Origin of the sequence: Prevotella sp. E9-3, assembly GCF_022024015.1 — a bacterium.
In the GTDB taxonomy this organism is placed as follows: Bacteria; Bacteroidota; Bacteroidia; order Bacteroidales; family Bacteroidaceae; genus Prevotella.
In genome coordinates, this window is record NZ_CP091786.1 from 1149131 (window position 1) to 1163108 (window position 13978).

The following is a 13978-nucleotide window of genomic DNA, read 5'->3' on the forward strand; positions in this document are numbered from 1 at the left end:
ATATCAAATGACTAAAAAGACTATTCTTACATCATTGGCTTTGCTCTTCACAATGGGTGTGACGGCAAACCCGATTTCGCGTCAGCAGGCGCGTCAGCAGGCTGCTCAGTTCGTGACTGAACGTGGCAAGGTGCTGGCCGAACAGTCGTTCCACCGCGCAGCAAAAAGAGCGGCTGCCACGGAACAGGAGAATGACTACTATTATGTGTTTAATACAGAGAATAATCGCGGATATGTAATCGTTTCGGGCGATGACCGTACTGCCTCAGTTTTGGGATATGTGGACCAAGGCTCGTTCGACGAAAACACAATTCCCGACGGACTGCGCTGGATGCTGCAATGTTATCGTGAGCAGATGGATCAGTTGGATGGCGTTTTTTCTGCTCATGCAGCCAAAAGAGCCGCCGCCGCTAATGAGCAGAAACTGTACAGCCGTCCCACACGTCACAATATTGAACCACTGTTGCCCATGCTGTGGAATCAGGGCGATCCCTATAACTTGCTCTGCCCCCGTTATTACAATGAGGATGGTACCCTTGGCGGACTTAGTGCCACAGGCTGTGTGGCTACGGCATTGGCTCAGGTAGTTGGCTATTACCGCTGGCCTGAGAAACTGAAGCGCACTATTCCCGGATATGTTCAGAAATACAGCACCTCACAGGGTGAAAAGTCGGTACGTATCAATAGCATTCCTGCCGGTTCGGTGATTGACTGGGACAACATCCTGAATAACTATTACGGTTCAGAGACAGAGGCACAGAAAACGGCTATTGCCCAGCTGATGTACTGGGTGGGCGTTGACTGCAAGATGAGTTATGGCGCCTCTTCGGCATCTGGCTATTCAGAAGGCGTTGACGGACTGATTAACTATTTCGATTTCGATGACGGTACCCATGTGGAGAAACGTGGTAACTATACGCTGCAAGGTTGGACTGACCTCGTGTATAATGAGATAGCAACGGGACATCCTGTACCTTTTGGCGGTCAGAACTCTGGCGGCGGTCATGCTTTTGTACTTGACGGCTATGATGTGTCGGGATTGTACCATGTGAACTGGGGATGGGGAGGAATGGCCAATGGCTATTTCCGTATTGATATTCTCGATCCAGACAATACCAGTGGTATCGGTGCCAGTCAGACTCCTGGCGGATATAACATGGGACAGGACTGTATTATCGGTATGAAGCGCCCTGACGGAGTGAAAGATACGCCTCCTTCAAGATATAAACTGAGTGCTAACGACTGGCAGATACGTGGTACTGACAGATTCTTTGCCAACTACGTGAACTGGTCGGGTATATCGGCTTCCTGGAACTACGGTATCGGCTATAAAGATGAGAATGGCGAACTGAAAGTGGTGGGCAACTATAGCACATCGCAAATCAGTCCCAACTACTATGTGGGAATGGAGTTTGCCGTTCGCGGACTGTCAAAGGGTGTCTATAGGATTGTACCTATCAGCAAACGCTCGACTGACGCCAAATGGAATACTGACGTATGTCCTGATCTGAACTATATTTATACTGAAGTGAATGAAGCCGGACAGGTAGTGAAGATGGAAATCCGTCCCACAGATAATATAGAAATGACTACTATCAGCTTCCCCGGTAATCATAAGCGTGGAGACAACCAGACTGTTTCAGCCACCTTCCACAATAACGGTGAAGACGAATTTTTCAAGGAAATACATCTGTTTGCAAGTCAGACCAATGACAAAGGCTCGGCTATCTGCCGTACAGCTATTGCGGTGAGACCAGGGTCTGAGGAAACAATAGGACTGGTGTTCAAACCAGAACAGAATGGCACCTGGAATATATGGCTGGCTACTGATAACAGAGGTGATAATGTGGTAGGACAGGGAACCCTGGAGGTAACAGAGACAGGCGTGGCTCCGAACCAGAACCTGCGCTATCTGAGTCATACCGTGACTAACAAGTCAAACAATATGATCTATGGCAACCGTATGCAAGGTGTCGTAACTGTGCAGAACCAAGGCACTGAACCTTATAACGGAACATTGAAGCTGACTATCTGGAAACTGAATGGCGGCTACTATTGGAGCGATAAGAGCGCAACGGTTTCTATCAGCGTAGAGCCGAATAAAACAGGAAAGGCTACCTACAATTTCGAAAACCTTGAACTGAATGCTACATACGCAGTAAATTTCAGCTACGGACAAGGTGGAGAGATTAATAATGGCGGATTGAAAGATATGGGACGTACACAGGCCGGCATCGTTTACTGGCAGTCAAACCAAACCTTGATGGGGATGGGCGCATCGGCTACAGTAACTACTCCTTCTGGTGCTGTGGCTATCGATATGACGGGACTGACAAATACCATAAAGACGGTTCGTCCGAACTCAAACAAGAATACTCTCTATATCTTTGGCGTCAACGACCAGATTCCTGAAGGACTGGAAGAATGTAACGTGGTGAAAGGCAGCAAGGCTGAACATATCACCATGAAGGACTCGGCGAATTTCTTCTCACCAGTGGCATTTACTGCAGGTGAAGTGAACTATATCCGTACGTTTGCAAAGGACTCATGGGAGACGATAGCCTTGCCGTTTGCTCCACAGCAGTTGCCTGAGAATACTGTTGTGAAATCGTTCTCAGCACTGGAGAGTGACGATACCGCAGTGTTTACCGCTGTTGAGGAGATGGAACGTAACGTTCCTTATCTGATAAAGGTGAAAGACGGCGGACAGCAGCAACTCAAGGCATCGGATGTACTGATAGCATCAACCACGGCAGCTCCAATCAAGATTGGAGTTGATGACTTCTGGTTCTGTGGCAACACGTTGTTTACTTCTTTGACCAAGGTGCTGAAAATGAACGATGATGCTACGGCATTCGAACCTGTCAGCTCGTTGCGCCTGACTCCTTTCCGCGCTTATTTCCTCGCACCTGAGAATGTAGAGAAAATAGAAATTGGTGGCGGGGATATTGACGGTATCGAAATGGTGAAGCACAATCAGATGGAGAACGGTATCGTTTACGACCTGCAGGGCCATCAGGTGAAGAATCCGAAGAGAGGTCTTTATATTATGAATGGTAAGAAAATTGTTAAGTAATAATGAAGAAAATATATAGCATTCTATTTTTGTTCCTTTGTATGGGAACTCTGGTTCAGGCTGCATCAACCACCGAACGCATAACATCACCCAATGGTAAGGTGAGCGTAGAAATAACAATTGACAGCGATATCCGTTTCAATGTGCTGAAGGAAGATGAGTTGCTGTTGAAAGACTGTGCAATCAACGCCCAAGTAGGTAATCAGACATTGGGACAGAACCCGAAACTGCGCAGTAAGAAACGTTCGGTAATTGATGAGACTATTCAGAACGTTGTGCCTCTGAAACAGGCTGTGACCGTGAATAAGGCCAATGTGCTGACCTTGAAGTTTGCTGGCAAATACGGACTGGAATTCCGAGCCTATGACAATGGTTATGCCTATCGTTTCCTTTTGGAACAGAAAGGAAAGGTCGAAGTGATGAACGAGGAGATGACGCTGAATTTCCCAGAGTCGTTTACTGCTCATATTTCAAAGACACGCGACTTCTGGACTTCGTACGAGAATCCTTATACGCATGTGGCCACCACTCAGTATGGGGAAAACGACGAGATGAGTTATCTGCCTATCCTGCTGGAGTCGAAGAAAGGAACAAAGGTGCTGCTTTCCGAAAGCGATGTACGTGACTATCCTCACATGTTCGTAAAAGGAACAGGAAAGAATGGAATGACTTCCATTTTCCCCAAATCGCCATTAGACTGGAAAATGGTGGGTGACCGTGGCTTCGGTATTACAAAAGAGGCTCCCTATATAGCACGTACCGACGGCAGCCGTACTCTGCCTTGGCGTTTCGGCGTTATCGGCAATGACGCTGATATCGCATTGAATGAGATGGAACGTGTGTTGGGAGGAACCTGCGAACTGGACGATACCTCATGGATAAAGCCCGGTAAGGTGAGCTGGGACTGGTGGAACCACTGGACCATCTGGAATGTGGACTTTGAAACGGGTATCAACAATCGTACCTATAAGTATTTTATTGACTTCGCTGCACAATATGGTCTGGACTACATTCTTCTTGATGAGGGATGGAATAAGGATGTGAACCGTCCTTTCGAGATTATTGATGAGATTGACGTGAAGGAGCTGGTGGAGTATGGCAAAAAGAAGAACGTAGGTGTGATATTGTGGATGACCTGGTTGGCTGTTGAGAATAACTTCGATGTGATTAAGCACTATGCCGAAATGGGCGTGAAGGGCTTGAAGATAGACTTCATGGACCATAGCGATCAGTGGATGGTGAACTTCTATGAGCGTGTGGCTAAAGAATGTGCTAAGTACAAGCTGATGGTCGATTTTCACGGCTCGTTCAAACCGGCTGGATTGGAAATCCGATATCCGAACCTGATTACCTATGAAGGCGTACTGGGTATGGAACAGGGCGGAAACTGTACTCCTAAGAATTCTGTATATTATCCGTTCATGCGTAATGCCTTGGGTGGTATGGACTTTACCCCTGGCTCGATGGAATCAGCACAACCGGAAGATCTCCGTGGAACGAATTCATTGCCAATGGGCGAAGGAACACGTGCCTTCCAGATGGCACTCTATGTTTGTTTTGAGAGCGCTCTCCAGATGTTAGCCGACAGCCCCACTCGCTACATGCGTGAAGATGAGTGTACAAAGTTCATCGCATCGGTTCCTACTACCTGGGATGAGACACGGGTGCTCAGCGCTAAAGCCGGTGACCATTATGTGGTGGCTAAGAGAAAAGGTGATACATGGTTTATAGGTGCCATGACGGGAGATCATCCACAAGAGTTGACAGTATCGCTCGATTTCCTGAGCAAAGAAAGCGCATTGACTTATTATGAGGATGGAAAGAATGCACACCGTATTGCCGTTGATTATCGTCGCGGACAGAAGAAAGTGGTTCCGAACGAGAAGTTAACCCTTCGTCTGGCCCGTAACGGCGGTTGGTGTGGCGTGATTTTTCCGCGTCCATGATTCGGTATGAATTAACCCTAATAAATTAAATAGTAGTAATGATGACAAAAAAACTATCAGTAGTCGCAATGGCATGTATGCTGTCATTAGGAACCATGGCCCAGGAAAAGACCATGAAAGCCTATATGGTGGCTGATGCCCATTTGGACACACAATGGAACTGGGATGTACAGACCACCATTCGTGATCATGTGCGTAATACCCTGACGAAGAACCTCTCTTTATTCAAGAAGTATCCTCACTATATCTTCAATTTTGAAGGTGCAGTGAAATATGCTTGGATGAAAGAGTACTATCCGGAGATGTATGAAGAACTCAAGAAATACGTGGCTAACGGCCGTTGGCATATTGCTGGCAGTAGCTGGGATGCCAATGAGGTGATTATCGGGTCGCCCGAGTCTTGGATTCGCAATGTTACACTCGGACAGGTGTTTTATCGTCAAGAATTCCAGAAAGAGGGTACGGATATCTTCCTGCCAGACTGTTTCGGCTTTGGCTATACCTTGCCAACGCTGGCTGCCCATTGTGGACTGATAGGATTCTCGTCGCAGAAACTGGCTTGGAGAGTAAAGCCTTTCTATGAGGATAACAAGAAATATCCTTTCACTGTTGGACTGTGGCAGGGAATAGATGGCAGTAGGGTGATGATGACTCATGGCTTTGGCTATGGGGAACGTTGGCCGGATGCCGACCTGTCGAAGAATGAAAAACTGATTGGCGAGATAAAAGAGAGTCCGCTCAATATGGTCTATCGCTATTATGGCACTGGCGATATAGGCGGTTCGCCAAACCTGCCTTCAGTACGTGCCGTGGAAAAAGGTATCAAGGGAGATGGACCGGTACAGATTATCAGTGCCACGAGCGATCAAATGTATAAGGATTTCCTGCCTTTCGACAAGCATCCTGAATTGCCGGTGTTTGACGGCGAACTGACCATGGATCTGCATGGAAACGGATGTTATACTTCACAGGCCGCCATGAAACTGTATAACCGTCAGAATGAACATCTTGGTGATGCAGCAGAACGTTCGGCTGTTATTGCCGACTGGTTGGGACAGGCTAAATATCCACAGAGAATGATGACGGAAACATGGCAGCGTGTAATCTGGCATCAGTTCCATGACGACTTGACTGGTACGAGTATTCCACGTGCCTATGAGTTCTCATGGAATGACGAATTGCTCTCGTTGGAGAAATTCTCGGATATTCTTACCCATAGCGTGAGTGCCATTGCCAGTAAGATGAATACCAACGTGGGCGGAACTCCTGTAGTGGTATATAACAACGAGACTTTCCCCGTTGAGGCTGTTGCCGAGGTAGAACTTGCTACTAAGGGACAGAACTACCAGGTGAGTGGTCCTGACGGAAAGCGTGTTGCCTCGCAAGTGATAGAGCGTAACGGAAAGCAGGTGCTGCTGTTTGATGCAAAGGTGCCGGCAACTGGTCTTGCTGTCTATAGCATGAAAGCTGCTGGCAAGCTGAAAAACGTGAAGGCTGGTTCTCAAAAAGAGATTGAGAACAGTGCCTATAGAGTGCGTGTTGATCAATATGGTGACATCGTTTCACTCTTTGATAAGCGTGCGCAGAAAGAACTCGTGGCTCAAGGAAAGAGTATCCGTCTGGTGGTACTGGATCATTGTCCTTCTTTCCAGTGGCCTGCCTGGGAAATTGTGAAAGCTACGGTTGACAAGGAACCTGTTCCTGTACATGACGGCGCAGAGGTTACGGTAGAACGTGGCCCTCTCCGTCAGACTATTGTGGTGAAAAAACGCTATGGACAGTCGGACATCGTTCAGCGTATTCATCTCTATGAAGGTGGTCAGGCTGAACGTGTGGACTTCGAAAATGAGGTGGAGTGGCATTCCAGCAATGCACTACTGAAAGCTGAGTTCCCCCTGTCGGTGAGCAACGAAAAAGCTACCTATGACATCGGTCTGGGCAGCGTGAAGCGTGGTAATAACCAGGAGAATATGTTTGAGGTCTATTCACACCGTTGGACAGACCTGACTGACCGCTCCGGCGACTATGGCGTAACTGTGATGAATGACTCTCGCTATGGTTGGGATAAGCCTTCTGACAATACGATTCGCCTGTCGCTGCTATATACTCCGAATACCAACACAAATTATACATATCAATCTCAACAAGATCAGGGACATCATGTGTTTACCTATAGTCTTGTTGGCCATAAGGGACAGGTGAACGAGGTTAAGGCCAATCAGCAGTCAACGGTATTGAACAGTCAGCCGAAGACATTCTTTGCCACTAAGCATAGAGGTAATTTAGGACGTCAGTTCTCATTCCTGAGTTCAGACAATGAGAATGTGATGGTACGTGCATTGAAGAGTGCTGAGGTGGGTGATGAATATGTGGTTCGCGTCTATGAACTCAGTGGTAAGCAGGCTCAGAAAGCACACCTTACCTTTGCCGGTGAGATTGTTAAAGCTGCTGAGGCTGATGGAACAGAACAGACCATTGGCGCTGCTTCCTATGAAAAGAATACCCTTACTGTGGATATCAAACCTTACAGCGTGAAGACCTTTAAGGTGAAATTGCGTGGCGAACGGAAGACGGTAGTTGATGCACAGCCTGTACAATTGGCTTATGACCGCAATTGCTTTAGTTACAATGAATTCCGTCAGGCAGCCAACTTTGAAGGTGGCTTTAGCTATGCTGCCGAGCTGTTGCCCGATGAAGGCATTACTGCCGATGACATTCCTTTCCGCTTTGGTGAAAAGGATGCTGCCAGTGGTATGAGTTGTAAAGGACAGACCATAGCTATCCCTGCAGAAAAGACTTATCGTCACCTGTACCTACTGGTGGCCAGTGACAAGGATGACCGTCAGGCCACATTCCAGTTTGTGACAAAGAGCAAAGATGAAAAGGCTACAGCCAAGCAGACGGTAAATGTTCCTTTCTATACTGGCTTCATCGGACAGTGGGGACACGACGGTCATACGAAAGGCTTCTTAAAACAGGCTAATGTAGCATATGTGGGTACACACCGTCACTCATCAAACGGTGATGAGCCTTACGAATATACTTATATGTATAAGGTCCGTCTTGATATTCCAAAAGGCGTGAAAGAAGTGGTGATGCCTTATGATGAGCATGTTGTGGTCTTTGCAGCCACATTTGCTAATGATGAGGCCGATCTGGTTCCTGCTGCTCCATTGTTCAAGAGTTCTTTGAAAGAGGATCAACAGACAGGTGAAATCCTGCTGAAAGAAGAACTGCCTAACTTGCTGAAGAATGCTACTGTTCTTTCTGTTTCTGGCGAGTGCAATGCGGATGAGCGTGCTAAAAACCTGGTGGATGATAACGAGGAAACAAAATGGTGCGACGTGTCTGCTGCTCCTAACTATGTAGTATTTGATCTTGGCGAACCTACAAAGGTGAGTCGTTGGAATATGGTAAACGCTGCCTGCGAAGACCACAGTTACGTGACACGCACCTGTCTGCTGCAAGGACGAAATAGTGATTCAGAAGAGTGGAAGACTCTGGACTTGTTGGATGGCAATCGTGATAATGTGGTGAACCGTGGATTCGCTCCCGTAGAGGTTCGCTATATCCGACTGATGGTTATCAGTCCTTCACAGTCTGTAGGAGGCGTAACTCGAATCTATGAACTTGGCGTATATTAAAAATAGTTTTTAAGAAATGCGTAAATCTAATTACGATAAGTATCCATCAACGGCTGTCAGTGGGACAGCCGTTGTTGGGTGGAACAATATAGTTGACGCATTATCCTCTTCGTTCAGTTCAGAGCCTGTATGGGCGATTGACCTGTATGTGGGAAGTTATGAAACCGATTTCTTTGATGCTTTTCAGAAAACGGGCAGACAATTGGTGGACGTCCGTACGCTGATGCGTCCAGAGAATGAGATCGAAGAACTGACAAAACGGTTTCTGACTGACGATGTGCTGTTCGGCTATATCTCAAATATCCGACTTAGCGAGTATTTTGATAAAGAAAAAATCGAAAAGTTGCATCAACGTATCAGCGAGGGTGGCCAATATATAATAATAGGTACAGGCGCTGGTTATGTGACTTCAAGTGATGTGCCAGTAGTTTATGCCGACCTGGCCCGTTGGGAAATCCAACAACGTTTCCGTCGCCACGAGGTGAAAGCGCTGGGAATAGACCGGCATGAGGAAGCTCCATCGCTTCAATATAAACGTGGCTATTTCAACGATTGGAATATCTGTGATGCCCATAAGGATGAACTGTTTTATTCAGGACGTATCCGCTTTTGGCTGGACCACAACGACCGAAAACAACCGAAACTGATTACGCACAGTCAACTGACGGAAGGATTAAAGCAGACGGTGGCTCGTCCATTTCGTGTGGTTCCTTTCTTTGATCCGGCTCCTTGGGGCGGTCAGTGGATGAAAGAGGTGTGCGACTTGAACCGTGAGGAACAGAACTATGGATGGTGCTTTGACTGTGTGCCTGAAGAGAATAGCTTGTTGCTGCAGACGGAAAATGCAACTCTTGAGTTCCCGTCACAGGACCTCGTTTTATGGCAGTCAAAGTCTTTGTTGGGTGAACGAGTATGGTCGCGCTTTGGCCGAAGTTTCCCCATTCGTTTTGATTTCCTTGATACGATGGGAGGAGGTAACCTTAGTCTGCAGGTGCATCCCACGAATGAATTTGCTCATCGTGAATTCGGATTGGCTTATACACAGGATGAAAGCTATTATCTGCTGGATGCGGCTGATGATGCTGTGGTCTATTTAGGCCTGAAAGAAGGGATTGACTCCGTACAGATGATAGAGGATTTAAGGGCGGCTCAGCGAGGAGAAATATCTTTCCCCGCAGAAAAATATGTCAATAAGTTTCATGCTCGCAAGCATGATCACTATCTGATTCCCAATGGAACGATCCATTGTTCAGGACAAAACAGTATGGTACTGGAAATTAGTTCTACCCCCAATATCTTTACATTCAAGTTGTGGGACTGGAATCGCTTAGGCTTGGATGGAAAACCACGTCCGATCAATGTGGAGAGAGGTAAGGATGTTATTCAGTGGGAACGTACTACTCCTTTTGTGATGGAGCAACTGTATAACCATTTTGAAGTGTTGAGTCAAGAGGAGGGCATTCAGGAAGAACGTACCGGATTGCATGCCAATGAGTTTATAGAAACTCGTAGGCATACATTCTCTAAAACTGTTGAACACGACACCCAAGGTGGAGTGAATGTGTTGAACCTCTGTGAAGGTGAAGAGGTCTCGGTGGAAAGTCCTACTGGAGCCTTTGAACCTTTTATCGTGCACTATGCTGAAACATTCATCGTACCTGCCGCTGTTGGTGCATATACAATAACTCCGAGCGGGATTTCTGCAGGTAAGGCCTGCATGACCATCAAGGCAATTGTAAGATAGAAATAAGTACATAAAAATCAATATAAATATTCCTTAAACTCCTAAATCATGTACACGACTGATAATAGAATTGTGATGACCTTAGATGCCGGCGGCACAAACTTCGTTTTTTCTGCTATCAAAGGCTATAAGGAAATAGTTGAACCCGTCCGTCTGGATGCTGTTGTGGATAATATCGATGGCTGCCTTCAGACTATTGTGGAGGGATTCAAACTGGTAAAGAATCAACTGACTGAAACTCCTGTAGCCATTAGTTTTGCATTTCCCGGACCTGCAGACTATGAACGTGGCGTAATAGGCGATTTGGGTAATCTGCCTGCTTTCCGAGGTGGTATTGCCTTAGGCCCATATTTGAATCTTGTATTTGGCATTCCAGTATTCATCAATAACGATGGTAACTTGTTTGCCTATGGCGAAGCACTTGCCGGTTTCCTTCCTGAAGTAAATGACGAACTGCAGAAGGCCGGTCAATCACGTCAATATAGTAATCTGATAGGTATCACACTTGGAACAGGCTTTGGCTGTGGTGTGGTTATTGATGGCGTGTTGTTGCGTGGAGATAATGGTTGCGGAGGCGATTTGTGGTGCACTCGTAACGCAAAGTATCCAAAGATGATTGCTGAGGAGAGCGTGAGCATTCGTGCCGTACGTCGTGTCTATGCTGAAGAAAGCGGACAGTCTGCCGATGCATTAACTCCCTATGATATCTTCCTGATAGCTGAAGGACAGAAAGAGGGTAATGCTGATGCTGCAAAGGCTTCTTTCCGACAGTTAGGACAGGTGGCTGGTGAGGCAATTGCGAACGCACTGAACATTGTTGATGGACTGGTGGTGATTGGCGGCGGACTGGCCGGTGCAGGAAAATATATACTCCCAGGAGTGATGGACGCTCTACGTGGCGAGGCCGGAACCTTTGGCGGAAATAGTTTCCCTGTACTGCAGTCGAAAGTCTATAATTGGGAAGATGATGCTGAGCGTGAGTCATTCCTGAAAGTAGGACTTACCACAGTAAAAGTTCCCCAAAGTATGACCACTGTTCCTTATTTGAAAGAGCGTTCTGTGTGCGTAGGTCTATCGAAGAACAGTACCAGTAGCAGTATCATGTATGGTGCATATGCTTATGCACTCAGTCAATTATTATATTAATTCATTTTCTAACAATGAAAAAAACATTATCACTATTCTTACTCATTTCCATTTTATCGCTACCCACAGTGGTGGTTGGCGCAGAAAAAAGCAAGTCACTAACTAAGTATGTAGAGCCAAGAATCGGTACGGCTCATTGTCGCTATTTCCATTTTGCACCAGGGGCATTACCCTTTGGAATGGCAAAACCAGGCCCTTCAACCAATGGCCATTTAGGCAATAAAGATGGTTGGGAGGCTACAGGATATGATTATCGTGATACTTCCATTGAGGGATTTCCATGTGTGCATGAGTTTCAGGTTGGTGGTATCACACTGATGGCCACTCGTGGCGGTGAACAACCTGTTGTCGTACCGGGGCATCCTAACGATACTGAACGAAATGGTTATCGTTCAGCTTTCAGTCATGACGAAGAAATAGTTCGTCCTGGCTACTATTCAGTATTACTGAAAGACTATAATATTCGTGCAGAGGTTACCGCTACAGAGCGTGTCGCTTTCCAACGTTTCACCTTCCCAGCCGACTCACATAGCAGAATCTTGTTTAATATAGGTAGCCGCATGGGTGAGAGTGGCGCTGTAAAGGATGCAAGTGTTGAATTGTGTTCTGACGGTACTATCGAGGGATGGGTAATCACTTTGCCTGAATATGTGAAGAAATATCAGCCAGGTGCCGAGGTTCCTATCTATTTCTCGGCCACACTTGATAAGAAACCCGCAAAGGTGGGAACCTTTAACGGAGAAAGAATAAATGCAAGAGCAACTAAGACAACTGGCGTGGGAGCTGGTCTATATTTGGAATTTTCAACCACCGATGGTGAAGCGGTTACTGCAAAGGTAGGCGTTTCCTATACCTCTGTAGATAATGCCAGACAAAACCGTTTGGCAGAAGCCCGCACGCTATCGTTTGATAAAGCAAAGGTAAAGGCCTTGAAAACATGGGAAGACTATTTGGGGCGTATCTGTGTTGAGACTGATGTTGAGGCCGACAAAGTGAAATTCTATACGGGTTTGTATCATGCCTTGTTGGGAAGAGGCGTGTGCAGTGATGTGAATGGTGCATATCCTAAGCACGACGGAACGGTTGGACAGTTGCCTATGAAGAAGGGACGTCCAGCTTTTGATTTATACAATACTGATGCAATGTGGGGCGGACAATGGAATCTGACTCAATTGTGGGCATTGGCTTATCCTGAACATCTGTCACAGTTTATCAGTTCTCATCTGCAAGTATATAAAGACTGTGGATGGTTGGGGGATGGATTGGCCAACTCTCGCTTCGTTTCTGGTGTGGGTACAAACCAATTGTCGCTGATGATTGCTGCTGCCTATCAGTGCGGCATTCAGGATTTTGATGTTGATTTGGCTTATGAAGCCTGTAGAAAGAATGAACTGGAAGGACAGAACCGTCCGATGGGAGCAGGTAAGTCAGATACTGACCAGTTTGTAGAATATGGCTATGTGCCTCATGCTGAAGAGGGTAGTGGACCGCAAGAAGCATTTATGTTCTCGGCCTCTCACACTCTTGAGTATGCCTATCAGGCTTATGCAGTAGCTCAGTTTGCAAAGAAACTGGGAAAGGAAAAGGACTATCTGAAGCTCAGCAATCTGTCAAGAGGATGGGAGCGCCTTTATGATGATAGTCAGAATTTTGTGCGTCCGAAACTGAAGAATGGACAGTTCATCAATAATTTTGATCCCTTGCAGGTGTGGAGAGGTTTCCAAGAAGGTAATGCCTGGCAGTACACTTTTTATGTTCCTCACGATGCGCGCCGATTGGCAGAACGTGTAGGACTTGACCGCTTTAACGCCCGTTTAGACAGTATCTTCACTCTTTCTCAGCCAAAGATTTTCAGTGGCGGAACAGAAGTTGGCGCCTTTGCAGGGCTTCGTACTCTCTATAATCAGGGCAACCAGCCTTGTCTGCATATCTCTTGGCTGTTTAATGAAGCCAGTCGTCCTTCACTTACTCAGAAATGGGTGCGGGCTATACTTAATGAGTTCTATGGAACAGATGGCGTTCATGGCTATGGATATGGTCAAGATGAAGACCAAGGTCAATTGGGAGCTTGGTATGTCATTTCATCTATAGGCCTTTTCGATGTCAAAGGACTTACCGACAGTAATCCCTCGTTCTCTGTTGGTTCTCCTTTGTTCAGAAAAGTAACAGTCAAGTTGGATAGAAAATATTATAAAGGAAAGCAATTCGTGATTTCGACAAATGGTGCAGGTACTTATGTGAATAAACTCCTGTTGAATGGACAACGCATGTATGATACCCATATTCTGTTTCAGAATGTAGTTGACGGTGGACGTTTGGATCTTACTCTGTCGGCTATTCCTACAGATAACTATTAACAACTGTGCTTGGATTTTTTTTGATTCTTAAATAGTGGAAAACTAAATGTGAGTCGTTCTTAAAG

General features: G+C 46.3%; 6 protein-coding genes. All 6 read left to right on the plus strand.

Features of this window, described 5'->3' with window-relative positions:
- Nucleotides 1–7 precede the first annotated feature (7 nt).
- From L6475_RS04000 to L6475_RS04025, 6 genes are read left to right on the plus strand one after another with little or no spacing between them, the layout of a single operon-like run.
- Nucleotides 8–3076 carry a C10 family peptidase gene (locus tag L6475_RS04000; protein WP_237822725.1) on the plus strand — a complete coding sequence of 1023 codons (3069 nt, stop codon included), beginning with the start codon at nt 8–10 and terminating at the stop codon, nt 3074–3076.
- Nucleotides 3077–3078: 2 nt separating this feature from the next.
- Nucleotides 3079–5022: a glycoside hydrolase family 97 protein gene (locus tag L6475_RS04005; RefSeq protein WP_237822727.1), complete on the plus strand. Its 1944-nt coding sequence runs from the start codon at nt 3079–3081 to the stop codon at nt 5020–5022.
- 41 nt (nt 5023–5063) lie between these two features.
- A complete protein-coding gene (locus L6475_RS04010; protein ID WP_237824001.1) occupies nt 5064–8666 on the plus strand; it encodes a glycoside hydrolase family 38 C-terminal domain-containing protein in 3603 nt (1200 codons plus the stop codon).
- Nucleotides 8667–8682: 16 nt separating this feature from the next.
- Nucleotides 8683–10410, plus strand: coding sequence for a class I mannose-6-phosphate isomerase (locus tag L6475_RS04015; protein WP_237822729.1), 1728 nt, complete (start codon nt 8683–8685; stop codon nt 10408–10410).
- A gap of 48 nt (nt 10411–10458) precedes the next feature.
- Complete coding sequence (locus L6475_RS04020; RefSeq protein ID WP_237822730.1) at nt 10459–11556, plus strand: ROK family protein; 1098 nt, start codon at nt 10459–10461, stop codon at nt 11554–11556.
- A 14-nt stretch (nt 11557–11570) separates the two neighbouring features.
- The gene (locus L6475_RS04025; RefSeq protein WP_237822732.1) at nt 11571–13913 is read left to right on the plus strand and encodes a GH92 family glycosyl hydrolase; all 2343 of its coding nucleotides are present in this window, start codon (nt 11571–11573) and stop codon (nt 13911–13913) included.
- Nucleotides 13914–13978 lie beyond the last annotated feature (65 nt).

Bases quoted from the DNA above. Each gene is read 5' to 3' on its own strand.
- L6475_RS04025 (WP_237822732.1), top strand. From the start codon at position 11,571: ATGAAAAAAACATTATCACTATTCTTACTCATTTCCATTTTATCGCTA.
- L6475_RS04005 (WP_237822727.1), top strand. From the start codon at position 3,079: ATGAAGAAAATATATAGCATTCTATTTTTGTTCCTTTGTATGGGAACT.
- L6475_RS04020 (WP_237822730.1), top strand. From the start codon at position 10,459: ATGTACACGACTGATAATAGAATTGTGATGACCTTAGATGCCGGCGGC.
- L6475_RS04000 (WP_237822725.1), top strand. From the start codon at position 8: ATGACTAAAAAGACTATTCTTACATCATTGGCTTTGCTCTTCACAATG.
- L6475_RS04010 (WP_237824001.1), top strand. From the start codon at position 5,064: ATGACAAAAAAACTATCAGTAGTCGCAATGGCATGTATGCTGTCATTA.
- L6475_RS04015 (WP_237822729.1), top strand. From the start codon at position 8,683: ATGCGTAAATCTAATTACGATAAGTATCCATCAACGGCTGTCAGTGGG.